Consider the following 24,666-nt stretch of genomic DNA (forward strand, 5'->3'; position numbering starts at 1 on the left):
CTTGAACCAACTTGGCAAAAGGTGACTGTAGCGCATGCGATTATTTCCGCACTGCCGTCGTTCCACCGTAAATTAGGCTTATAAATCCGTCCTTATAACTCCCCGCTTGAGAAGGACGGGCAATGAGAAAACAAACACGTCAACAGACAGCCGTGTGTATGCTTTCGGCGACCATGTTCTCGCTCACCGGGACGGCGCATGCCGACTGCCGCTCAGCCCTTAACACCCCCAACTGGAGCCAAATAGCGCGGTCAGTTTCCACTCTACAGCTTTGTGAGCAAATCCCCGTCGGCCCAAATCGAACAGCAAGGTTCGACATCGTTTCACTCGATACCTGCTCCTTTCCCAATAACGTCGTATCGGTCACAGCAAAGGCGATGCTGACCTGCCAGTCGGGAGAAGACTCTTTCGTCCAAATGCCAGCCGTTGATAGTGAAGTCACGGTTGCAGCCACGCTCGATATGGCGGCGTGTCGTATCATAAGTTCTGATCTCAAGGTCAGTGGTGAGATTGGTGCCATTCTGTCGAGCCTGGAAGATGTTCAGGCAGCTGCGCGTAACTGGGCACAATCAAATTTATCGCGGCTTTGTGCAATGCAGCGCTGACAAAGCCTTATTCTGTCATATCTCACGTCACGGTGGTTCTTTAACGCAAATCACCTTTTGTACAGTCGAGCGTAAAGAGAAGGCATTCGGATAGGTATTCGATTTTGCCTCTCCACGCACTGTGGCCGATAGGGCGCGTTCTATCATTCGGGTGCCGAAGCCTCTGCGTTTGGGTGCTGCAACGCGAGGGCCGTTCGTTTCGTGCCAGACAAATTGAAAGCGCTCACCTTCGACAGTCCACTTGATGGAAACACCTCCCGTCTCAGTCGGTAGCGCACCGTACTTGACAGCATTCGTGGCGAGCTCATGCAAGGCCGCGCTTCTTTTTTGTTCGTCATGGAGGCTGTTTCATCCAAACTGATCAGCAAGGTAATTAATTTCCTTTATGCTAACACAGCGGAAAAAAGTAAGGCGACCATGGTCGACCCACATCTGGTTCCTGACAGATTGGCTTGCTGCGAAGCTCAGTCCTGTTGAGCAGCAGACGAAACTACTTGATAAATGCGTGAGGGAAGGCGAGCCATCGTGGCAGCGCCATGGCTGCGGGCGCCGACAGTCGCCACCTTGTCTATGCTGATACCGAAATCAGCAGTAAATGTGGTAACAGCGACAAGAATCTTCTAGTGCTGCGGCGAAGCTAATCTGCAACCCGAACCACGACCTTTCCCTTGGCGCGCCCGGTCTCGACATAGGCCAAGGCTTCCGGCATCTGCTCAAAGGGGAACACCTTGTCCACCACCGGACGGATGATGCCGGCGTCTATTAGCTTAGCGATTTCACGCAATTGCTGTCCTTCTGCGCGCATGAACAGGAAGGAGTAATTAACGCCCCGGCTCTTTGCTTTTTTCAGAATACTGCGGCTCAGCAGCCGCATCACGAAACGCAGGAACAGGTTCAACCGCAGCGATTTGGCGAAGGGACCGTCCGGCGGGCCGGAAATCGAGATGAGCTTTCCACCGGGTTTGAGGACGTTGAGTGACTTTTCCAGCGTTTTGCTGTCCTGGCTGTTGAGCACCAGGTCATAACCGCTCAACACCTGCGCGAAGTCTTGCGTCTTGTAATCGATCACCACGTCGGCACCGAGGCTTTTGACCAGCGCGGCATTGGCAGCACTGGTGGTGGTCGCCACGGTTGCGCCGAGGTGTTTGGCAAGTTGGATGGCAAAGGTACCGACACCGCCGGAACCAGCCTGGATGAACACCTTCTGGCCGGGCTGGACCTTTCCCACCTCAACCAGCGCTTGCCATGCGGTCAGGCCGACCAGCGGGATCGATGCGGCCTCCTCCATGTAGAGGCTTTTCGGCTTTGGCGCGAGGTCTGCGGCGTCAACCGCGATCATCTCTGCAAAGGTGCCAACCCTCTGATCTCGCGGGCGGGCGTAAACCTCATCACCTACCTTGAACTCTCGCACATTGACGCCAACACGAATTACCGTTCCGGCCAGGTCGTGGCCGAGAATGAAGGGCGGCCGATACGGCAGAAACAACTTGAATTCGCCGTCACGAAGCTTGGAATCCAGAAGGTTGATTGCGCTGGCGTTAATGCGAACCAACACATCATCGGCACCGATTTCAGGATCGGGCATATCCGCCAGACGCAACGGGCCGTTCTTCTTGTATTTGTCGACGACAAAGGCTTTCACGGGCTTTCTCCAGTGTGAAACGACTGTCAGCTCAGGCAGCCGGAAAAGCCAGGGCTTTCAGCACGAACTTTGAATGCTATTGGACTATCCCACCGTGACCGGCATCACCTTAGATCACGAGCCCGGCATCGGGAATACGACAGGCCATCAGGCGATGTTGAACTGTTTGCGCAGGATGCGATCAAACAGCGCACGCGGAAGGAAACGCCGGGCAAAGGAGGTCTGTCGTGCAGCCTTGCCTGAAGGGTAACGCAGACCCGGCTTCCCGGCCTGTGCAGCCGCAAGGATGGTCGCTGCGACATCATCTGCCGTGTCGCCTGCCGCCATGGCAGCATTAAACGCGGACTGATATCTGGCGAATGTCTCGCGGTACGCCGCAACGGGACGATCGCCCTGCGGTGAGTTGGCTTCGATGGAGGTCTTGGTGGCCCATGGCTCGATGACGGCAACGCGGATGCCGAAGCCCCGCACCTCATGATCCAGGGATTCGGAATAACCCTCGATTGCGTGTTTGCTTGCCGTGTAATAGGCGCCGAAGGGGCCGGGAATAAGCCCCACGACCGAGCCGATATTGAGGATCCGCCCACCGGCCTGCTGACGCATGATCGGAAGGACCTCGTTGGTCACCCGTACGACACCCAGAAAATTGGTGTCGAACAGGGCACGAACCTGCTCGATGGAGCTTTCCTCAGCCGCGCCCGATATGGCGTAGCCGGCATTGTTGACCAACAGGTCAATGCGGCCAAGTTCGGCATGGGCCAGCGCCACGGCGGCGGCAACGGAGGCGTCCGAAGTCACGTCGCAAGCGATCATCCGTATGCCGTGGCGGATCTCGCCAGCCGCCGCCTTGCGGCTGGTGCCAATGACACGGAAACCCGCCCGGCTTAGCGCCAATGCTGCTGCCTTGCCGATGCCGCTGGATGCACCGGTGACGAATGCAGTTTTCTGTCCTTTTGGTGTCAAGGTGGTCATAGCTTTCTTCTCGATCTGGTGCGCGACAGCCTGCCGCGCAGCCCTGGGAGTTGCCGGAGGGAATAGTCATTGATTGATGATGATTGGCATTACAGGGAGCCGTACTGACGCACGGCTCCCATTGCTTAGCTGCCGGACGTCTCGTTAAAGCGCGGATAGTCGGTATAACCCGCAGCACCGCCACCATAGAGCGTGGCCGGATTCATTTCCGCCAGCGGTGCGCCGCTTTGCAGCCGCTCTACCAGATCCGGATTGGCAATGAACGGACGACCGAAGGCGATAAGATCCGCCTTTTCATCGGCCAGTTGCGACGTTGCCAGGTCCAGATCATAGCCGTTATTGGCGATATAGGTCTTGGAGAAGCGGCGGCGCAGTGACGCGTAATCAAATGGTGCCACGTCGCGTGGGCCGCCTGTCGCGCCTTCAACGACATGAAGATAGGCAATGCCAAGCGCATCGAGCTGATCGACGATATAGTCGTACTGTGCCTGCGGATCGCTGCTGGAAATTCCGTTGGCGGGCGAGACCGGCGAAATCCGGATGCCGGTGCGTTCTGCGCCAATCTCCTGCGCCACCGCTGCGGTGACTTCCAGCATCAGACGCGCTCGGTTTTCCTCCGAGCCGCCATAGGCATCGGTTCGGACATTGGCACCGTCCTTGGCAAACTGTTCCAGCAGATAGCCATTGGCGCCGTGAACCTCGACGCCATCGAAACCGGCCTCAATGGCATTGGCGGCGGCCTTGCGGAAGTCGTTGACGATGCCAGCCAGTTCATCGATTTCCAGCGCGCGAGGCTCTGAAACATCAACAAAGGCATTATTGACGAAGGTCTTGGTTGCCGCGCGAATTGCGGAGGGCGCAACCGGCTTGCCGCCATTGGGCTGCAGGTCGACATGGCTGATGCGACCGACATGCCAAAGCTGCAGGACGATGCGTCCGCCCTTTCCATGCACGGCGTCGGTTACCTTGCGCCAGCCATCGATCTGCGCCTGGGTATAGATGCCGGGCGTGTCCTGGTAACCTTGCCCTTGCTGAGAAATCTGGGTGGCTTCGGAAATGATCAGACCAGCCGACGCACGCTGGGCGTAATATTCCGTGGCCAGTTCGCCGGGCACGAAGCCCGCGCCGGCCCGGTTGCGCGTAAGCGGCGCCATGACGATGCGGTTTGCAAGAGTGAAGGCGCCAAGGGTGTAGGGTTTGAAAAGCGGGTTGTTGGTCATAATGTGTACCTGTGGTGTTTGTTCTGCTGTGGCGTTGGCTTGCTGAGGGGGATGCTCAGGCTGGCGTCCGATACCGCTGCGCTGGAGCAGCGTTGCCATAGTTGCCGAGCATGGCTTTGCGTGCCCCATCAAAAGCGTCCCACTGTCCGTCGTCGTGAAGCGGCGGTATCGTCACCGGTTCGCGACGATCAAAGCCGACCAGGGCAGCATCCACCAGATCGCCCACTTCCATGACATTGTTCATGGCGTTTACATCTGCGCCGACATGATCCCAGATTTCGGTGCGGGTCGTTGCAGGAAGCACAGCCTGAATGTAGACGCCCTTGGGGCCGAGTTCGTGCGCAAGCCCCTGCGAGAGGAACAGGACAAAAGCCTTGGTCGCGCCGTAAACCGTCATGCCGAATTCCGGCGCGAGGCCAACGACCGACCCGATATTGACGATTGCACCCTCACCCGCTGCGGCAAGACGCGGCGCAATGGCGCCGGCAAGCCGGACAAGCGCGGTGGCGTTGAGTGCAACGAGCTTGGTCATGTCGTCTATGCTCTGGTCGACGAAACTTCCGCCGATTGCCGTTCCGGCATTGTTGACGAGAATGCCGATGCGCGCATCGTCCCGCAGCCGGGTCTCTACCTTAACAAGGTCCGCCGTATTCGTGAGATCGGCCGGGAGGATATCGATCGTCACGCCGGTTTGCTGGCGAAGACGGCTGGCAAGCGCTTCCAAGCGGGCCACGTCTCGGGCCACTAGCACAAGATCATGGCCCCGACGCGCAAAGCGTTCGGCATAGGTTGCGCCGATGCCAGTTGAGGCACCCGTTATCAGGACTGCAGGAATTTGGCTCATCGGATTGCTCTTTTCTGTCGTTGATCCTATATTCATGACGATCATCATGAATGGATTTAAATATGATAGCCATCATGTAAAAGTCAACTGTGATTACGGAGAAATTTGAAATGAAGGTCAGCCGGGAACAAATGGCGGAGAACAGACGCCGCATTCTGGACGTCGCCAGCCTGTTGTTTAAGGACAAGGGGTTTGAGGCGGTCAGTGTTGCAGAGGTTATGAAGGCGGCCGGCCTGACCCATGGCGGGTTCTATGGGCATTTCAGCTCAAAGGATGATCTGGTGGCGCAGACGCTGGCGCACGCGCTTGCGGCAGATAGTTTCGCAGGCGCAACCTTCAGCGATTTCGTTGCCTCCTATCTGGCGCCTCGACACCGTGACAACCCCGGCAATGGATGCCCGACCGCCGGTCTGGCCGCCGCCATTCGCCACCAAACGCCCGCAGCGACAGCCGCGATGACCGAAGGTCTGCGCGCACAACTCGCCCGCATCGAAAAGGCGCTTCCGGACCAAGGTGCGACCGACGCGCGCCGTGCAGCAATAGGAAGCTGGGCAGCAATGGTGGGCGCAATCATTCTGGCAAGAGCGGTCGATGATCCCGAATTGTCAAACGAGGTTCTTGATCAGACCCGCGCCTGGATCGACACGCGTGTCGGAGAGGTCGCGCATGAGTAGAACATGCGCATTCAAGCAACCGAACGCAGAACGGCAAAGACTGGCGTGATACGATGTGCTCACAACCCTTCTCAATCCTGAAAATTTGGTTGATGGCACCGCGGTTACCATAGGGGCGAAAACGGCAAAACAGTCGTGACCTCACCGTGACGCGCGGCGTGAACACCTGCCCCCAGGGGCAGGCAGATTTGTCTGGACAAGCGATCTCCTCAATGACATTGCCCCTCAAGAGCAGCGTTAAGGAAAATTACAGTTTTTTGCTAAATGTTTGAGGCGGTTGTAGACTGACGGCTTGACCCCACTCACAGCACATTTTGACACGAGTGCCAGGCACAGACTTGACCCGATCGCATCCGACATTTCACACTGAACGTCTTCAGCATCTTCATTACGCATGCCGCTGCGCGTTGCCTCTAGCCGCCCTGGTAAGCGGCGCATGGATACCGTTTTTTGTTCTAATCCAGAACTGGCACCTGGTCGCCATCGAGAGCACGCTGTTTGCGTTCTTGACCTTGAGTTGGCAGATTGGCCGTCACTGGAACATGTCTCTTGGCATGTTGCTGGCCCAGATGGCCTGCTTACTGTTTATATTTTACTTCTCGATCTATTTTGATGTCCCGAGTGAAGAGGTTCCGCGTGTCTCTCATTTGTATCTACTCATCATTGCGTTAGCTGGTTACGGAAACTTCCAGAGAGACCGCAGTCAGTTGCAGCTTGCGATAATTTTCTTGTCGCTCGCCGGTTTTGCTGTCTTTTCCAGTACGTCGTTGAGGTTCGACTTCGCCCTTCCCCTACCCGATTCAGTGCGTTTGATAACGGCATGGATACATGTGAGTTTCCTTGCTGCGCTGTTGTGCGTTGGTGTTATTCTCCTTCAGGAAGGCATGACCGTTGATAGCAAGTTACGCCGGGAACTGCGGTCCGCGATTCCAAGGCAGCAGTTCGAGCTTTTTTTCCAGCCTCAAGTCAATCGTGATGGCCGATTGATAGGAGCGGAAGCGCTCATTCGCTGGAAGCATCCGAAACGTGGTTACATCCAGCCCGGCCACTTCATCCCTACGGCAGAGCGCGCCGGATTAATGGCCGATCTGGGTAACTGGGTCGTAGAGAACGCGGTTAAAACGCTAGCGGATTGGACAAATCAGGAAAGCACACGTGATCTCGTCATAGCTGTCAACATTAGCGCAGACCATTTCTTGAAACACGACTTCGTCAGCAGACTGATAGCTACCCTCAACGCGCACCAGGTCTCGCCATCCAGATTGAAGCTCGAACTGACCGAGAGTGTGTTTGTGACCGAGGTAGACGAACTGATTGGCAAGATGAAAGTCCTGCAGCATCATGGTATTTCGATTGCGCTCGATGATTTCGGCACCGGTTATTCATCGCTGAGCTATCTTCGCCGCCTGCCGCTTCAACAGCTAAAAATCGATCGAAGTTTCGTTCGGGCCATAGCGGAGGGCAGCCGGGGCGCATCGCTGGTCACACGCATTTCGCAGATGGGACAGGACTTGGGCCTCGAAATGTTGGCGGAGGGGATCGAGAATGATGAGCAATTTCAGTTTATGCTGTCTTGCGGCTGCCAATCTTTCCAGGGCTATTATTTCGGACGTCCGGTCGCCCTCGAAACATTTGAAGAGCGGATACGAGGTCTGATCAATCCAGCAGATCATTGAAACACGACTTCAAAACGCCCGACCGGCGCTCCCAACGCGTTGTCACGCAGGGGAAATTTTCCATCATTGCCGTCATCCGGCTTCCTTGACATCGAGCGCTTTACGTTGCCTGCCAAGTTCAGTGGGACACCATCATAAACCGAAACCGAGAGGGATGATTGGCCGCAACATCGAGACCTTGGTATTCAATGCGGCATCATTGCCTAATGGCGTGTCCAGCGAATAAGGCTCACGTCATAACCTAATGACTTGGCTTTTCTCGCCAGCATCTCCCGCGTGCGTTCTGAAGGGTTGGCGGTGCGGGTCAGAATCCAGAGGTACCGCCCTGACGGTTCGCCCACTATCGACCAAGTGTAATCAGGTGCGCGGTCAAGTACCCAGTAATTGCCAAAGAAAGGCCCGAAAAACGAAACTTTCAGCTTGGCATTGCCGCTGGAAGGCACGATTTTTGCCCGACCTTCCACGGATTTGACGCTGCCATTGATCCCGCCCTGACGACAGGTATTGATCACCTTGATCATACCATCATCACGCAACGAGTAATCAGCAGTGACGCCTTCGCAGTCAGTTTCAAACCGATTTTCATAACGAGCCAGTTCGAACCAACGTCCAAGATAGCGGTTGAGTTCTACCGCTTTGACAGGCTGGGGAACTGACGTATTACCAACAGGCCCAGATGGACTGCAAGCTGCGAGCAAGCCGACGATAAGAAGTAATGAAAGTGATTTCGTTTTCATGAACCGTTAAATTAAACATCCCGCCTAAAGTTCCAGCCTGGACCTTTCCCAACGCGATTTGCAAATTAAGTGTACGCGCAGGTCACCTTGCGCAGATGGCGTGTAGCCAAGGCTTCGATATGTCTGAACTATCGCTGGGAAGCCAGCCGATCACCAGTTGAGATTTGTCAGGCGGCTGTGGTCGTCCCGGGCCTTGCCCTGATGAGCTTGCGAATGGGGGATTTAAGTTCAACTGCCATGACGTCGGAAAGCGCACCTTGGACCGCTTCTGCGATAGTCGAGGAAATGAAATCGGCACTTATCTCGCCGGGGTCAATGGCAACGATTTCTCCTGCTTCGAGCAGCGGTATGACGATTCCCACCCGCAGGGACGGCTTTTGACGCTTCAGTCTTCTTATGATCTGACGGGCGTGTGGCTTTGATTTCGGGTTCAGGAAAACGATAATCGCTGTGTCTGCTTCACCAACATTCGGCAATTTAACGCGGTTTACCGCAGGCATTGCCAAGTCATCAGCGAGAACGGTTGCCCCCTGGACCGCGAGCACCTGCGAAATCATCGCCGCAGCTGCCATGTCTATCGGGCCTCGCCCACCGACGCATAGAAGCGTTTTACCCGCCCCGTCGGGCAGAGAATTTTCCGGGACTTCAGCATCCTGCGAACCGTCACTCTCCTCCTCCAAGGCAATGTCAGCCAGGTTGCCAACCAGAGTCATTGTCGTTGCCGCGAAAAGAGCCAGTTGCTCGTCCGTCATTACCCCGCGTTGGCGATCAGCCTCGCCAAGAGACAAGGCAGGTAACCCCACCTTGTCATAATAGTCGATGAGATACTCCTCTTCGAGAAATTCCTCAGCGTTGTCAGTTGCCTCGCTAGGATCTCCTGCAAGCAATCGCTGGTAGAGCTTCTCTTGAGGTTCGAGCACCGGATTATTGCCCAACAGTACATCGAGGAAGCTGAATTCCGGCACATATCGTCCCAGCACGACCAGGCACACTGTAAGTGGCGTAGACAACATGAGCCCTAAAGGTCCCCATAGCCAAGACCAAAAAATGGCAGATACGATAATAGCCAGAGGTGAAAGGCCTGTATGGCTCCCGTACAACCAGGGCTCAACCACGTTGTTGCTGATCAGTTCAGTGACAATGAACAAACCAGCAACCCATGCCAGCAATGACCATCCAGGAGCGATTGCAAGTGCTAGGAAGAGCGGGAGTATCATGCCTATGACAGGTCCAATATAAGGCACAAAACGAAGCACCAGTGTAAGGAGCCCCCACAAAATCGCATTCGGGATCCCCAGCCACCACAGCCCAAGTGCAATAGGGATCGCGTAAAGAGAGTTCACGACCAGTTGCATCAGCAAGTATTTTCCCACGCGGCTGCCGGCATCCTTGAGCGCCGCAGTTGTCTTGTGCAGGTCGCCCAGCCCCACTAACCGTATAAATCGGTCGCGCAGATCTTCACGTTCGAGCAACATGAAAACCACAAGGACTATGACCAACCCGGCAGTCGCGAATGGGCTTATCAGGGGAATGATGAAATTTCCCAGTGTCTGGACCGGATTAGACCTCGTGACGATTTCGACGGGCATGGGTTCCTGACGGGAAGGCCCAACTGCCTGACTTTCACTTGCCCTGTCCTGCAGCTCGGCCCCCACTCGCTCAACGACCTTGCTTAAGTGTTCGAGAACCCCGTTTCCCGAACCAGCCTGGCTAAGTGCCTGTATCTTGAGAACGATATTTCGCTGATATGTCGGAATATTTTCAGCGAGATTTGCCACTTGGCCCGCGACGACGAAGCTAAAAATGGCAATCGCCAAGAAAGCGACTACCACAGCGGAAATCACCGCTGCGACCTTTGGAACGTGTCGACGCTTCAGGAATGTAACAATTGGAGAAAGAGTGAATGTCAGAAGTAAAGCGAGCGCAAGCGGTACAAATATTTCCTGCCCTATATGAAGAATAACGGCGACCGAGACCAAAATCAGCAACGTTCTGCCTGTAATAGCAGACGTTATATGCCCGCCGGGCTGAGGCCCTGTGCTTGCGGCGACGAGGATCTTATTTTGTTCTACAGCCAAGGGACCACCTCTAATGTTAGCCGCCAATGAACAAAGATTGTCTGCGTAGACCGTATTTTAGCTTGATGATTCGAGACCACGGGCAGTTTCGGGTTTGAAGGTAACGACCCTGTACGCGTAAGCGAGTATGATCCCACAAAGCACCGTTGTTGCCACTGGATCGACGTAGTCTTTAACCGTATCGTATGCCTGACCCAAGCCAAATCCCGCAATCGCAAGTATCGTCGTCCACATAACGCTGCCTAACGCGGAGTAAAAGGCAAACTGCCAAAACGGCATGCGGGCCAACCCTGCCGGTACGGAAATGAGTGTCCGTATCGTCGGTATAAGGCGGCCCAACAACACAGACATTTTGCCATGACGGCGGAAGCGGCCGCGTGCGACCTGAATGTCATTTGGCGACAGTGTAAGCCAGCGCCCATGGCGAGAAGCTATTGCCTCGATCTGCTTCTCGTTCACAACTCGCCCTAGAACGTACCAAGGCAACATCCCCATGATGGCGCCGACCGACCCGGCTGCAATGACTGAGAAAACGTTTACTTCCCCTTTTGCGGCCAGATAGCCCGCCAAGGGCATGATAAGCTCCGAAGGAATTGGCGGAAAGATATTCTCCAGGAACATCAATAAACCAATGCCAAACAGCCCCAGTTCCTGCATGGTCCATTGAACAAAACTTTCCATACTCACGCCGCCAGTTTTTATTGCGACGCAGTCGAGCTTTGCTAAGCCTGTGCGATCAGCAAGGATGATCGCTTTTAACTCCCTGGAGATCGAAAGGATGCATCGACAGGGAGATATATATTTAAGGCCGTTGGTTAACCTCGCAGCACTGGCTCAAGCGGTGCTGCCATTGCGAAATTCAGGTTCATAGCACCATTCGCTTAGACGATTGCTGCGAAAGAAATTCACCGATATCCGGCTCTCTCATGGGCCGCGCATAAACATAGCCCTGCACCAGGGTAGCCCCGAGACCTTCCAGAGCCGCGAGCTCCTCAGGTATTTCGACCCCCTCAACCACGCATTCCAGCCCCATGTCTCGACTTAGGGTCAGGAGGGATTTCACGATTTTATAACTGGCTGGCTTTTTATGCAGATCAGTCACGAAGCTGCGATCAATCTTGATCTTGGTGAGTGGTAGAGCATGCAGCCGTGTCAGGCTGGAATAACCCGTGCCGAAATCATCCAGCGAAATACCACAACCCAGGCGCCGCAACACCTCGACCGACTGTCTGACCTGTTCGAAATCATGCGCAAAGGCCGTTTCGGTAATTTCAAGGTCAAGCCTTTGCGGATCAAAGCCGCTGTTTTCAATGATGCCGACTAATCTCAGCACGCCTTCGCAAGAGTTGAGATCATGGGCGGAAAGATTGAAGGACAACCTGAGGGATGGCTCCCATGCCGATGCAGCAGTCAGGGCCGTTTTGAGAAGGGGCCGAGTGAGTGAGCTTACGATACCAGCCCGTTCGGCAATAGAGAAAAACTGGTCAGGTGGCACTTGGCCGAGGACCGGGCTGTGCCAACGCGCCAGTGCTTCAAAACCGTTGGCTCGTCCATCGCGTATATCAACGATAGGCTGGAATACGACAGAAAGCTCTTTTTCCATATCTTTCTGTTTGAGCATATGTTCGATGCGGGCCTCTATATTGATCTGCTTTTCATGCTCTGCATCGAACAGAACAGCATCGCCACGCCGGGTCTTCTTAGCGTGGTAAAGCGCATAATCTGCTCGGTCGAAAAGCTGTTCAAGCGTCGAGGCAAGGTTTGGAAAAACCGCGATCCCCATGGAAGCGGACACATGCACTGTTCCTTCCGGCATGTGGTAGGGCGCTCTCAACTGCTCCGAAATAGCATTCGCATTGGCGACAAGTTGCACATCGTCCGGTATGATCGGGGCAACAATGGCAAATTCATCGCCACCGAGCCGAAACGCCCTGCTTGCCTTGAGAGAAGCGCTAAGACGTTTACTTACATTGACCAAGAGCCTGTCGCCCACAGAGTGTCCATAGAGGTCGTTGACTGGCTTGAAGCCATCAAGATCAATAACGCCGAGCGCCAGCCGGGTTCCCGTAATCTTGGCCTTTTCGAGTTCGGATTCCAGATGCGTGAAAAAGGCCCGGCGGTTCGGTAGCTCCGTCAGGCTGTCGATATTTGCAAGCAGCAGGTTCTCATTGCTCAGCGCTTCAGTACGCTGTTGGGAAACGACCATGCGCTCGAAATTGCGATAGTTGGTCAACAAGATGGACATCATGCCCGCACAAACCAGCAGAACATTGATGGCGATGGCAATGAATGTCGGTTGTTGTGAGGCCAGAAAAAAGACAATGAACGCCCCATTGACAATGACCGTGACAATAAAGGCGGCCGATCGCACATACATCAGACAAAAGATGCAGGAAATGACGGTAATTGCCATGTAGAAGGCGACGTGGGATTGCGTGTAGGCGTTCCCATACGGCACGAGCGAAAAAGACCAGAGCGTGAATGCTATTGCGATCCCGACGGCCAGCCGGTTTGTGCGCTGTAGTGCGGCATGCGCAACCTTTGGCGAGGGATCGACACCGCGCGTCCGCCACCAGAATGCGATCCTGAGTGTACAGCCGACTGTGAACACAGCCGGTACTCCAATTGTGAGCCAAGACGGCGCCACTTCCACATGCGTCGTGGCAAGTGCCCAGGTGCTTGAAAGCAGTATAAAGTACATCATCGGCATTTGCCGGGTGAAGGCACGATATTGTTCTCGTAACAGGTCCGAATTATCAGCCCGTACAGACATAAAATACTGCAGTTTCTGCTTGGCGATTAATATGTTCATTCACACGACCCATCAAGTACAGAGTCGGTTATGTAACAAATCTATCTTTCATCATCGGAAATACAAAAGGTGAATCAAGCGGAAATGAAATCAACTGCAAGGTGTGAATGCATATTGATACATGATGCGTAATCAATACTGTTTCAAATCTGTGCTGGTCGTAAGCCTAAATATACTTGTTTACTCTACTTTCGAAAGCGTATGGCCTTTACCCAGCCCGTCCCGAGGAGCGAGATTTTTGGCATCGAGAATGAAACTCGACACGGCTACTCTGACGTGGTGTGATTTCTGTCCACTGTCTTCGCGTAATTCGCCGGTCCAGACGCTTGGGAGCCGATGTGGCGCAAGTGCATTTCGCCACATCCAGAGCAGATTGAAGCATAGCGGCTAGGGGAATTCCGTCACTTCTAGTTGGCAGGTCCCAACCTTCCCGGCAGCACTCCATGCGTTCGATGGCCCGACGAACCTCTATTCTGCGGCCATCGCCCGCATGGGAGCCGGCTCGTCGATCTGGGCCGGTTGCGCATGGTGCGCCCCCTTTGGCGGCTTGATCCGGAACCACACGGCATAAAGTGCAGGAAGAAAAAGGAGGATCATCACGGTACCCGCCGCCGTACCGCCGATCAGCGTATAAGCCATCGATCCCCAGAACACTGAATGGGTCAGAGGTATGAACGCCAGGATCGCAGCAAGCGCGGTCAGGATCACCGGGCGCGTCCGCTGAACGGTCGCTTCGATGACGGCTTGGTAATCATCGAGACCTGCGGTCTGGTTTTCCTTAATCTGCTCTGTCAGGATCAACGTGTTACGCATGAGGATACCCGCCAGTCCTATCAGGCCAAGAATTGCGTTAAAACCGAACGGCTGATTGAACAGGAGCAATGTCGGCACGACCCCTGCGAGACCAAGCGGCGCTGTCAGCATCACCATAGTTATCGTCGACAGGCTGCGAACCTGCAGGATGATGACGATCAACATAGCGGCAATCATCAACGGAAATACTTGCACAAGAGCGACGTTTGCCTTGAGGGACTCCTCGATATTGCCGCCCATCTCGATCCGGTATCCGACCGGGAGCGACGCGATGAGCGGCTGTAGTGCTTTCATGACCTGTTGCGAAACTTCCGGTGGCTGCGTCGCCTCGTTGATATCAGACCTGATCGTGATGACCGGGGTCCGGTCACGACGCTTCAAGATCGGCTCTTCGAACCGGATCTCGGAGTGCCCGAGTTGATCCAGCGGCACCTGACGGCCATCCCTGCTCATCAGCGAGAAGTCGGCAAGACGCGACGGGTCGAGACGGATTTCGCCAGCGCTTCGCGCAACGACAGGCACGTTGCGGATGTTGTCGCGCACCTGCGTGACAGGGATACCGCTGAGCAGCATCTGCAACTGCTGGGCCGCCTCCGCTGGCGAAAGGCCAATCAGATTGAGTCGCTCCTGATCAGGGACAAATCGCAGAACAGGTGTTCGATTGCCCCAGTCGCGGTTGGCTTGGCGGACATCGGGAACGGTCTTCATCAGCGCCAGAGCTTGCTCCGAGATCTTGTAGAGTTCGTCCTGATCAGGTCCCATGATCCGGAATTCGACGGGGAACGGCGTGTACGGACCAAATACGAGCTGCGTCACCCGGACAGATGCTTCGGGGACAAGTCCTTCCGATATGGCAGCGCGAAGGCGGTGCTTGAGTTCTTCGCGTGCATGGGCATCGGGTGTGAGCACGACGACCTTGGCGAAGGCAGGGTCAGGCAGTTCCGGTGCCATTGCAAAGAAGAAGCGCGGTGCGCCCTGCCCTACGTAGGACGTGACGATGTCGGACTCCGGCTGGGTCTGCAGCCAGTCTTCAACTTTCTTGACCGCAGATGTCGTCGCCTCGATGCTCGTGCCCTCTGGCATGCGCACTTCGACCAACACCTCAGGACGGTCTGATGTCGGGAAGAATTGCTGTTTGACCCCGCCCATCCCAATGACAGAAACTGCCATAGAAATGCCCACCACGGCGCAGACCATAAATTTATGGCGAACTGCAAACTCGATGGTTGAGCGCAACCGGCGATAATTTGGCGTATTGTATATCGCCTCGTGGCCGCCCTCGACGGGTTTGATGTCCGGCAACATCTTCACGCCGAGGTAGGGTGTGAAGGTCACAGCGACAATCCACGATACGATGAGGGCAAAGCCGACGACCCAGAAAATGTTGCCGGCATATTCGCCGGCAGTGGACTTCGCAAAACCGACGGGCATCAGTCCGATGATCGTAACCAGCGTGCCGGATAGCATAGGGGCTGCGGTATGGCTCCAGGCATAAGCGGCAGCCTTGATGCGGTCCATGCCTTCTTCCATCTTCACGACCATGACTTCGATGGCGATTATAGCGTCGTCAACTAGAAGGCCAAGCGCGAGGATCAGTGCACCAAGCGTGATGCGGTCGAAGAACCGACCCGTTTCCAGCATGATCAGGAAGACGACGGCAAGCGTCAGGGGCACTGCAAGCGCCACGACAATGCCGACGCGCCAGCCGAGCGCCACCAGGCTCACGAACAAAACAACGCCAAGCGCCATCGCGAACTTGAGCATGAATTCGCCGACAGCCTCGTCAATATTGACAGCCTGATCACTGACTTTGGTCAGTGTCATTCCCAGCGGCAATGTCTGCGAGATTGCAGCAGACCGCTCCTCGAGTGCCTTGCCCAGATCAAGACCGTTCCAGCCAGCCTGCATGACGGCACCCAACATTATGGTCGGCTCACCTTCATGGCGGATAAGATAGGTCGCGGGATCCTGATAGCCTCGACGCACCTCTGCCAGGTCGGACAGCTTCAGTGTCCGACCGCCGACCGCGATCGGCGTGTCGGCGATTGCCTGCTCACTGTTATACGCACCGTCGAACCGGATGAAGACCTGTGGTCCTTTTGTATCGATAGATCCCGCAGGCGTGACCGTGTTCTGCCGTTGCAAAGCGGCAGCGATGTCCTGTGCAGATATGCCCAGCGTTGCCAGTTTGGCAAAGGAAAATTCGACGAAGATCTGTTCAGGACGCTCCCCAACAATGTTGATCTTCTTGATGCCAGGGACGTGGAGGAGATCCTGCCGGATGATCTCCGCTTGACGGACCAGCTCGCGCATCGGCATGCCTTTGGCCTTCAGGGCATAGAGACCGAAGCTCACATCGGAATACTCGTCGTTGACGAATGGGCCCATCACACCCGGAGGCAGGTTTCGAGCCTCATCGCCGAGCTTTTTGCGCGCCTGATAGAATTCTTCTGCCACAGCACTTGACGGCGTATTATCCTTGAGGGTGACTGTCAGGAACGCGTACCCAGGCCGCGTTGTCGTTTCGACGCGGTCGTACCAGGTCAGTTCCTGAATACGTTTCTCAAGCGGCTCAGCGACGAGGTCCTGCATTTCTCTCGCGGTGGCGCCCGGCCAGACTGACGTGACCGTCAGTGTCTTGATCGTGAACGACGGATCTTCGGCGCGTCCCAGCTTTACAAAGGCATAGGCCCCAGCGGCTGCCAGCAGCACGATAAAGAAAAGAGTGATGGCACGTTCGCGAACCGCGATGGCGGAAAGATTGAAGCTCATTAGTTTTTAACCTCTTGTTGCGAGGCAATCCTGACGTTTGCGCCATCGTTGAGAAGATGTGCCCCCAAGGCAACGACCTGCTCTCCAGTCACAATCCCGGTAACAAATGCCGTCTCCTCGCCGATCTGGCGAACCTTGACTGGTGTGAACTTCACAGTCGAAGTGGTGCTTTCGACAACCCACACGCCTGTACGATTTCCGTCGTCCAGGAGTGCACCCACGGGTATCGCAACTTCCGACTGGCGGTCAGTGTCGGGGATTTTGATTGTCACAGTCGAGCCAAGCGGGGCTGAAGCCGCATTGCCCTCGAGAATGTAACGAGCCTCGTAAGTCCGGGTTTGGGGATCGGCAGAATCGGAAATCTGCCGCAGCCTGGCCTTGCCGCTCAGACTGCCGCCTCCGTAAACATCGGCCTGAGCCTCGGAGCCGAGAGCGGGCCGTAGGGTCTCAGGAAGCCAGACGACGGCTTCGCGTGGTCCGGACTGCGCCAGTTGCACGACCGTCTGGCCTGCGGCAACGACCTGCCCGGGATCTCCAAGGGTCTGGACTATTGTTCCGTCAGCGTCTGCGACGAGAAGCGTGTAGAAGGTGTTGTTTTCAGCCACTTGGGCGTCGGCTTCTGCTGCCGCGAGTTGAGCCGTCGCAGTGTCAAGCGCTGCTTTTGCCTGTTCATATCGCTGTGGAGTGGCTGCCAAACCATTTTTTACCAACGCTGCATAGCGTTTCTCGTCTAACTGCGCCTGGATCAGAACGGCGCGTGCTGCGGTGACTGCATTTCGTCTGGCGATGAGCGCCAGTTGCAGGTCGGTTTCATCAATGCGCATGAGCGCCTGGTCTTTGCTGACCTGCTGCCCCACATCGACCATCCGCTCGACAATCTTGCCCGGAACACGGAAACCAAGGTTGCTCTGGACACGGGACGCGACCGTTCCTGTGAAAGAGCGCTCAGTCATTCCGGTGTTCGTGACCTCGGCAACCCGAACCAGGGGGGAGGCTGTCCTCGGATCAGCCGCCAAAGCTTCCTGCCTCGTCGGCTCGTAGAACATGAAGAAGGCTCCGGCAGAACCTGCTGCTGCCACGAGGCCTACGAGAGACAGGACATATTTGCGTTTCATTGTTGCGTTCTCTTCTTGACCAGCGATCCAAACGAATTAGATTGCGACCTAACTCTATTTTCATTATAGATGTCAATCGAAATCTAATTGGAGGTCGAAATGCGAGTGAGCCGCGCGCAGGCTGAAGAGAACAGGGACAGGGTCATCGATGTGGCAAGTCGCCTGTTTCGAGAGCATGGCTTCGATGGGATCGGCCTCAAGGACTTGATGAAGGGTGCTGGACTGACGCAAGGCGCCTTCTACAAACAGTTTGCGTCAAAGGAGGACCTCGCAACCCTCGCGTCGGCGAGAGCAATGGAGAGCGCCACGGCACGTTGGTCGGACGCCGCCGCAACAAGCTCCGATCCCCTCGAGGCGGTGATGGGCTTCTACCTCTCCACAGATCACCGGGGAGAAAAGGCCGAAGGTTGCCCTCTGGTGGCTCTGGGATCGGATGCGGCTCGTCAGAACGCTGAGGTCAAGCAACCATTTGAAGACGGAATTCGCGCTCATTTCGATGTGCTGGAAAATTTGGTGGGCGGACCCGAGGACCCAACAGCCCATGGCAAAGCCTTGGCGATACTCTCACTGATGGTCGGTGCGGTCACGCTTTCACGTCTCATACAAGACGAAACCTTGTCCCGTGGCATCCTGGATTCAGCAGCTGGCGAGGTCCGCAGGATCGCGGGTCGCGCTGTTCCAGCGTGACGTTCATCAACTCCATCGCCTGACGTTGACAGAGCCAGACGACATGACCGGCACGGGTGGTATTCGGACTGAGATTTCGGTTTTGGCGAGGTTAATACCAGAGCAGTTTTGATCGGTTTCGCGTTGTGACGAAGACGCCCCCGTTGACGCGGCGCGTCTGTTGTATTTCGTTTCTCGGTTGATGACGTTGGCGGGAAAGATTGACAGGTTTCAAATCAGCGCACGGGAGGCTGCAGCCTCACGTATTGTCTGCATCAAAAGAGACATAGCCACCGAAGGGACAGCATCCGTTCGCATTGTCAGGCCAACGGGTCCTCGCGTTTCGTTCGTATCAATCGGCAATACGCACAGCCGTCCGTCATCGATATCACGCGCCACGACACCGGCAGATATGATCCACACCGCATCGCTTGAAAGAACGAAGGCACGGCCGAAGGCATCTGACACGGTCTCAATCTGGTTCGGCAGGCCGGAAATGCCATTGGCAATGAGAAACCGATCAACAAATGGCCGAATGATCGACGACGTGGTCGGCATCAGGATCGTGTACTCTGCAAGTTCGGCAAATGGCGAGCAGTCCGATGCGAGCAGCGGATGTCCGGCTCGCACGGCAAACACCACCTGCTCGGAATAGAGATGCTCGAAAACGAATCCCGCCATCCTGTCGGCTCCCGCGAGCCGGCCGACGACAAGATCAAGCTCTCCAAAGCGCAGTTGCTCAAGGAGCACTGCATTTTCACCCGTTACGATCTTGATACGGCTCCAGGTCTTTTCTTTTAGAAAAATGTCCATGGCACGTGGCATGATATGGCTTGAAACAGTGGGCAGCGCACCAATGCGCAGAAGCGGAGCTTCCCCTATCCGTTCATGCGACACAGAATCGAGCCCTTGGCGAAGCGCTGCAATCGCCGATCCTGCATGTTTCAGGAAAACGTCTCCATAACGCGTTATCCGGATCCCTCGCCCATCACGTTCCACCAGCGCGACACCAAGTACGCCCTCAAGTTCTCGTATCGTCTTGGTCACCGCCGGCTGGCTGACATTGAGGAACCCTGCCGCCTTGACGACGCTTCGGTGGCGGGCAACCTCGAGAAATGCCTGAAGATGGCGAAATTTGATCCGGGATTCGTTCATTTAATCGATAACCATATGGATATGTAAGACGCTCAAGAAGTTATTTTACTTAACCGGTTCAATATACCAAGATCATTGTGGGAGATATTTTTCAATGCAGTTTGCACACGTCAACGGAGTCACGATCCATTACCAGGTCATCGGCGGACCAGCCGATAAACCAGTTATCGTGTTCGCCAATTCACTGGGCACGGATTTCCGGATCTGGCGTGATGTGATCGTACGCCTTGCCGGGGATTTCCCAATTGTTTTGTATGACAAGCGCGGCCATGGTCTGTCCGATGTCGGAAACGCGCCGTATTCGATTGAAGATCATGCCGCAGATCTTGCCGGTCTTCTTGACCTGCTCAACGTAAGCCAGGCTATTGTCTGTGGCCTTTCCGTTGGAGGGCTAATCGCACAGGCGATGTATCAGACGCGACCCGATCTGGTGAGAGCACTCATCCTTTGCGACACAGCAAGCAAGATCGGGTCTGCCGAAATGTGGAATTTGCGCATCGAAGCAGTCAAAGAGCACGGCATAGCAAGCATCATTGATGCCGTCATGGAACGATGGTTCACGCCATTTTTTCGCAGCCCTGACAACATCGGCTATCGCGGTTACCGGAACATGCTGGCACGCCAGCCTGTCGAGGGTTATGCCGCAACCTGCGCTGCCATTCGAGACGCCGATTATACGGAAGCGGCAAGGCGCATAGCAGCTCCGACCCTTTGTATCGTCGGCGACCAGGATGGCTCAACACCGCCCGAACTTGTCAGGTCATTTGCGGGTCTTATTGCGGGAGCGCAATTCGAAATCGTCAAGGACGCAGGCCATATCCCCTGCGTCGAGCAACCCGAAGCACTGACCGACCTGATCCGAACTTTCATCAAGAGCGCGATCACCCGAGGCAAGCTCAATGAGTGACACCGAAACAGACCTCCATCGAATGGGCATGGAGACACGACGCGCAGTATTGGGTGACGCCCATGTCGACCGCGCCATCGCCAATTCAACCGATTTTGACCAGCCGTTCCAGACGTTGATTACAGAATCCGCCTGGGGGCATGTCTGGTCGCGTCCCAACTTTACCAAACGTGAGCGGTCAATCATTACAATCGCGCTTTTGGCGGCGCTTGGCCAGGATGAAGAGGTCGCCATGCATGTGCGCGCCACCGCCAATACCGGTGCTTCACGCGAAGATGTTCGCGAAGCGCTGCTACATGTCGCCATCTATGCAGGCGTGCCCGCCGCAAATCATGCCATCAAGATCACCAAGCGCGTCTTCGACCAGATGGACGCCGAAAAGACATCAAGGGAGGAGACCTAAGGATGTCCGATAATTCCAACCAGACGCCGGAAACAGGTGCATTTTTTGCGCGGGATCGCGAATGGCATTCACCTGCATTGACGCCGGGATACAAAACATCAGTTCTTCGCTCGCCGCAGCGCGCATTGCTGTCCCTGGACGGCACCATCTCTGAAATTACCGGCCCGGTTTTCGGTCATTCCATGATCGGCGAACTCGATAACGACCTGATCCGCAACTATGCCCGTCCTGGCGAAAGTGCCATAGGGGAACGTATCGTCGTCCATGGCCGTGTGCTGGATGAACGAGGGCGTCCTGTGCGCGGTGCCTTGCTCGAATTCTGGCAGGCGAATGCCGGCGGTCGATATCGCCATAAAAAAGAAACCTATCTCGCCGCAATCGACCCCAATTTCGGTGGGTGTGGTCGCGCCATTAGTGACGATGACGGGCATTACGCGTTCCGCACGGTCAAGCCCGGAGCCTATCCATGGCCAAACGGCGTAAACGACTGGCGCCCTGCCCACATCCACTTTTCTGTTTTCGGCCACGGCTTTGCCCAACGGCTTATCACACAGATGTATTTCGAAGGTGATCCGATGATCTGGAAGTGCCCGATCGTCAACACCATCCCGGATCGGCGCGCTATTGAACAGCTGATTGCGCCACTCGACTGGGGGCAGACGATCCCAATGGATTCGCGAGCCTACAAATTCGACATCGTATTGCGCGGGAGGCGCTCGACCATTTTTGAAAACCGGCTGGAGGGTAACTGATGACCCAGGAACTTCACAGGTTGAAGGAAACACCGTCGCAGACGGCCGGTCCCTATGTCCACATCGGGCTCACTCCGAATTTCTGCGAGATTGGCGGCATCTATGACGTTGATCTGGGAACAGAAATGGTCAACGAGCAGACTGTTGGTGAGCGCATCACGATCTGTGGCCGGATATTCGATGGCGCTGATGTGCTGGTGCGCGATGCGGTCGTGGAAATCTGGCAGGCCGATAATGCAGGTCTTTACAACAGCCCTACGGAAATGCGCGGCACCGCTGACCCGAACTTTACCGGCTGGGGTCGCTGCCCGACCAACAGCGAAGACGGGTACTTCCGGTTTGAAACCGTCAAGCCCGGCCGAGTGCCGTTCAGGGACGGGCGTTTGATGGCACCGCATGTAACGCTCTGGATCGTTGCCCGCGGCATCAATATCGGGCTGCATACCCGCCTCTATTTCTGCGACGAGAAAGAAGCCAATGCCGCAGATCCGCTATTGTTGCGCATAGAGCATCGCCAGCGGGTGGAAACCATGGTGGCGCAGAGAGATGGCAGCGTCTACAGCCTCGACATTCATTTGCAGGGGCCAAAGGAAACCGTTTTTCTCGATATTTAAGTCCTTCGACGACATGTCGACAAACGTTAATCTGGACACATGATGTCATTTTCTCCCTTCGACCACCCCTTTCTGTCAGGACTTCTCGGCGACGGCGAAATCGCTGGCTATCTTTCGGCTGAAGCCGATATCAGAGCGATACTGTCCTTCGAGAGCGCATTGGCGCGTGCGCAGGCAGGGATCGGCGTTATACCGACCGAGGCCGCAAACCGTATTTCGATTGAATGTCTTGGACTTAACCCAAATGTGGAGCAGCTTGGCGCGGCAGTAGCAAGAGATTCTGTAGTCGTCCCGGAACTGGTCAGGCAGCTGCGCGAGGCAGTTGGCGGTAGTGCTGCAACCCATGTTCATTTCGGCGCGACCAGTCAGGACGCAATTGACACAAGCCTGATGTTGAGGCTGCAGACAATCGTGCAGATTTTCGCAGATCGCACAGCAGAAGTTGTAGATTTCCTGCATGGGCTCGAACGTCGCTTTGGCGACTGCCTGTTAATGGGGAAGACCCGCATGCAGGCAGCCATACCAATTCATGTGTCAGACCGTTTGCGGAGTTGGCGAGATCCGCTCGAGCGCAGCCTCAAGTCGCTGGAGCACCTGGAATTTCCCGTTCAATTCGGAGGTGCGGCGGGCTCACTCGACAAACTAGGCGAGCATGGCGCCGCCATCCGCGCTGCGCTTGCCAAGGAGCTGGGCCTTGCCGATATCAGGCAATGGCAAAGCCAGCGTGACCCCGTCGTCGCCATCGGCCATTACCTTTCATTGCTGACTGGAGCACTGGGCAAGATAGGGCAGGATATTGCACTCATGGCGCAGGCAAGTGGCGAGGGAGAAATCTCCCTTGAGGGCGGCGGCACATCTTCCGCCATGGCGCATAAGCAGAACCCGGTGGCGGCTGAAACACTTGTTGCACTCGCTCGCTTCAACGCCGTACAGGTTTCTGGTTTGCATCAGTCGCTTGTCCATGAACAGGAGCGTTCGGGCGCGGCTTGGACCCTCGAATGGCTAATATTGCCACACATGGTGATGGCAACGGCCGCATCGCTTCGCTTGAGCATGCAAATGCTCGCAAGCATCAAAAGCATGGGGACGACAGATCTGCCATGAATCGGGGAAAGTACCAGCCTGACGATCAGGAGTTCATCGCATCATCGATCAATTCCTGCGGGCGCACTGGCCTTCTCTCACGCGCCGATCTGGCGATGGTCAAAGTGGTCGCCAGCGTCATCATGCCATCGCGCGCAGAAATCAGCGGTGTTGCCGTTCCGGCAATGATGTCGATGAAATGGGCAAGCTGGTTGTCATAGGCTCTGCGACCGTCGAGCGTGACATGCCGCCGGACCAGAGGGTGCTGCCAATCTCCATTCAGCGTCTCATGCGTCCACAGATCCATCGAGGGTACAGCCAATGCGGCCTGCGTACCCGACAGAAAGTACGCGTTTTCCGGCTGGTGTGGGAAATACAGGGCCTGCCCGGCTGCCGTGTCCCAGTTGTAGGGCGAAACGGCAGCATCACTCATCAGGAAAGTTCCAAGTGCGCCGGAGGTGAAACGTACGCTGATGCTGGCACTATCCTCCACCTCGAACCCCCGCACTGTGTTGGACGTGAGCGCCATTACCTCCTCGATATCTCCGCAAATGAAGCGCAAACAGTCGACATCATGAATGAGGTTGATGAGTAGTGGGCCTCCACCCGGTTCGCGACGCCAGGCGGTATTGAAATAATGTCCAGGCTTGTCAGCCATCCACATTGCGTTGACAGCAACAAGGCGCCCCAGTGCACCCTCTGCCACCAGTTGTCTCGCCTTAGCAATATCCGGGCTGTGGCGCCGATGGTGGCCAACAAGCACGGGAACGCCTGTCCTGTCAGCCGCTGCGACGAGCAGCATTGCCGACTCCAGAGTATCGGCCACGGGTTTTTCCACCAGGCAAGGAATGCCGTGCTCCACACATGCGATCACAGCGGCAGCGTGAAGAGCATTCGGCAGCGCGATAATAACGCCGTCCGGGCGAATTTGCTCAAACATCGTGACAGCATCGCAATAATGCCTGGCTCCATATTGGTCAGCCACAGATTTTGCCGCTTCAGCAGGATCAACAATTGCGACCAGTGCCGTTTTCGGGTTTCTGAACAGCAACGCTGCATGTTCACGCCCGATCAGGCCCGCACCGAACAACGCAATTTTCGCAGGTTGGGAAACCATGCTCATCCT

General features: G+C 55.7%; 21 protein-coding genes. 9 read left to right on the top strand and 12 right to left on the bottom strand.

Annotation, left to right across the window (positions count from 1 at the left end):
* Positions 1-122 precede the first annotated feature (122 nt).
* The gene (locus tag HGO37_RS18930) at positions 123-605 is read left to right on the top strand and encodes a hypothetical protein (RefSeq protein WP_250984683.1); all 483 of its coding nucleotides are present in this window, start codon (positions 123-125) and stop codon (positions 603-605) included.
* Positions 606-1,242: 637 nt separating this feature from the next.
* On the opposite strand, the gene HGO37_RS18935 is transcribed toward HGO37_RS18930, so the two are convergent.
* From HGO37_RS18935 to HGO37_RS18950, 4 genes are all read right to left on the bottom strand, one after another.
* A complete protein-coding gene (locus HGO37_RS18935; RefSeq protein ID WP_250984684.1) occupies positions 1,243-2,247 on the bottom strand; it encodes an NADP-dependent oxidoreductase in 1,005 nt (334 codons plus the stop codon).
* A gap of 147 nt (positions 2,248-2,394) precedes the next feature.
* The gene (locus HGO37_RS18940; RefSeq protein WP_250984685.1) at positions 2,395-3,219 is read right to left on the bottom strand and encodes an oxidoreductase; all 825 of its coding nucleotides are present in this window, start codon (positions 3,217-3,219) and stop codon (positions 2,395-2,397) included.
* 125 nt (positions 3,220-3,344) lie between these two features.
* Positions 3,345-4,439 carry an alkene reductase gene (locus tag HGO37_RS18945; RefSeq protein WP_250984686.1) on the bottom strand — a complete coding sequence of 365 codons (1,095 nt, stop codon included), beginning with the start codon at positions 4,437-4,439 and terminating at the stop codon, positions 3,345-3,347.
* Between the two features lie 55 nt (positions 4,440-4,494).
* A complete protein-coding gene (locus HGO37_RS18950) occupies positions 4,495-5,283 on the bottom strand; it encodes an SDR family NAD(P)-dependent oxidoreductase (RefSeq protein ID WP_192490117.1) in 789 nt (262 codons plus the stop codon).
* 110 nt (positions 5,284-5,393) lie between these two features.
* Between HGO37_RS18950 and HGO37_RS18955 the strand changes: the two genes are divergently transcribed.
* Together HGO37_RS18955 and HGO37_RS18960 are read left to right on the top strand one after the other, a co-directional pair.
* On the top strand, positions 5,394-5,957 hold the full coding sequence (locus HGO37_RS18955; protein WP_250984687.1) for a TetR/AcrR family transcriptional regulator: 564 nt from the start codon (positions 5,394-5,396) through the stop codon (positions 5,955-5,957).
* A 338-nt stretch (positions 5,958-6,295) separates the two neighbouring features.
* Positions 6,296-7,633 carry a putative bifunctional diguanylate cyclase/phosphodiesterase gene (locus tag HGO37_RS18960; RefSeq protein ID WP_250984688.1) on the top strand — a complete coding sequence of 446 codons (1,338 nt, stop codon included), beginning with the start codon at positions 6,296-6,298 and terminating at the stop codon, positions 7,631-7,633.
* A 203-nt stretch (positions 7,634-7,836) separates the two neighbouring features.
* Here the strand turns inward: HGO37_RS18960 and HGO37_RS18965 are convergent, their stop codons facing one another.
* From HGO37_RS18965 to HGO37_RS18990, 6 genes are all read right to left on the bottom strand, one after another.
* Entirely contained in the window at positions 7,837-8,370 is a 534-nt protein-coding gene (locus HGO37_RS18965; protein WP_250984689.1) for a lipocalin family protein, read from the bottom strand.
* 167 nt (positions 8,371-8,537) lie between these two features.
* Positions 8,538-10,358 (bottom strand): AI-2E family transporter, encoded by a 1,821-nt coding sequence (locus HGO37_RS18970; protein ID WP_285200856.1) that lies wholly within the window; start codon positions 10,356-10,358, stop codon positions 8,538-8,540.
* Between the two features lie 147 nt (positions 10,359-10,505).
* The gene (locus tag HGO37_RS18975; protein ID WP_250984690.1) at positions 10,506-11,129 is read right to left on the bottom strand and encodes a DedA family protein; all 624 of its coding nucleotides are present in this window, start codon (positions 11,127-11,129) and stop codon (positions 10,506-10,508) included.
* Between the two features lie 184 nt (positions 11,130-11,313).
* The gene (locus HGO37_RS18980; protein WP_250984691.1) at positions 11,314-13,260 is read right to left on the bottom strand and encodes a putative bifunctional diguanylate cyclase/phosphodiesterase; all 1,947 of its coding nucleotides are present in this window, start codon (positions 13,258-13,260) and stop codon (positions 11,314-11,316) included.
* A 468-nt stretch (positions 13,261-13,728) separates the two neighbouring features.
* A complete protein-coding gene (locus HGO37_RS18985) occupies positions 13,729-16,845 on the bottom strand; it encodes an efflux RND transporter permease subunit (RefSeq protein ID WP_250984692.1) in 3,117 nt (1,038 codons plus the stop codon).
* The gene (locus HGO37_RS18990) at positions 16,845-17,960 is read right to left on the bottom strand and encodes an efflux RND transporter periplasmic adaptor subunit (protein ID WP_250984693.1); all 1,116 of its coding nucleotides are present in this window, start codon (positions 17,958-17,960) and stop codon (positions 16,845-16,847) included. The genes HGO37_RS18985 and HGO37_RS18990 overlap by 1 nt, the downstream gene beginning before the upstream one ends.
* 99 nt (positions 17,961-18,059) lie before the next feature.
* On the opposite strand from HGO37_RS18990, the gene HGO37_RS18995 reads away from it, so the two are divergent.
* Positions 18,060-18,647, top strand: a complete 588-nt coding sequence (locus tag HGO37_RS18995) for a TetR/AcrR family transcriptional regulator (RefSeq protein WP_250984694.1) — start codon at positions 18,060-18,062, stop codon at positions 18,645-18,647.
* A gap of 210 nt (positions 18,648-18,857) precedes the next feature.
* Here HGO37_RS18995 and pcaQ read toward each other — a convergent pair whose 3' ends face one another.
* On the bottom strand, positions 18,858-19,781 hold the full coding sequence (pcaQ, locus tag HGO37_RS19000) for a pca operon transcription factor PcaQ (protein ID WP_250984695.1): 924 nt from the start codon (positions 19,779-19,781) through the stop codon (positions 18,858-18,860).
* 94 nt (positions 19,782-19,875) lie between these two features.
* Here pcaQ and pcaD point away from each other — a divergent pair, with 94 nt between their 5' ends.
* From pcaD to HGO37_RS19025, 5 genes are read left to right on the top strand one after another with little or no spacing between them, the layout of a single operon-like run.
* Positions 19,876-20,688, top strand: a complete 813-nt coding sequence (gene pcaD, locus HGO37_RS19005) for a 3-oxoadipate enol-lactonase (protein WP_250984696.1) — start codon at positions 19,876-19,878, stop codon at positions 20,686-20,688.
* Positions 20,681-21,091 carry a 4-carboxymuconolactone decarboxylase gene (pcaC, locus tag HGO37_RS19010; RefSeq protein ID WP_250984697.1) on the top strand — a complete coding sequence of 137 codons (411 nt, stop codon included), beginning with the start codon at positions 20,681-20,683 and terminating at the stop codon, positions 21,089-21,091. Before pcaD ends, pcaC begins: the two co-directional genes overlap by 8 nt.
* A gap of 2 nt (positions 21,092-21,093) precedes the next feature.
* Positions 21,094-21,843 (top strand): protocatechuate 3,4-dioxygenase subunit beta, encoded by a 750-nt coding sequence (gene pcaH / locus HGO37_RS19015; RefSeq protein ID WP_250984698.1) that lies wholly within the window; start codon positions 21,094-21,096, stop codon positions 21,841-21,843.
* Positions 21,843-22,457, top strand: coding sequence for a protocatechuate 3,4-dioxygenase subunit alpha (pcaG, locus tag HGO37_RS19020; RefSeq protein WP_250984699.1), 615 nt, complete (start codon positions 21,843-21,845; stop codon positions 22,455-22,457). Before pcaH ends, pcaG begins: the two co-directional genes overlap by 1 nt.
* Positions 22,458-22,499: 42 nt before the next feature.
* Positions 22,500-23,561: a 3-carboxy-cis,cis-muconate cycloisomerase gene (locus tag HGO37_RS19025; RefSeq protein WP_250984874.1), complete on the top strand. Its 1,062-nt coding sequence runs from the start codon at positions 22,500-22,502 to the stop codon at positions 23,559-23,561.
* Positions 23,562-23,586: 25 nt separating this feature from the next.
* Here the strand turns inward: HGO37_RS19025 and HGO37_RS19030 are convergent, their stop codons facing one another.
* On the bottom strand, positions 23,587-24,657 hold the full coding sequence (locus HGO37_RS19030) for a Gfo/Idh/MocA family protein (RefSeq protein ID WP_250984700.1): 1,071 nt from the start codon (positions 24,655-24,657) through the stop codon (positions 23,587-23,589).
* Positions 24,658-24,666: the final 9 nt, after the last annotated feature.

It is taken from the genome of Rhizobium sp. CG4 (genome assembly GCF_023701965.1).
Lineage (GTDB): Bacteria > Pseudomonadota > Alphaproteobacteria > Rhizobiales > Rhizobiaceae > Agrobacterium.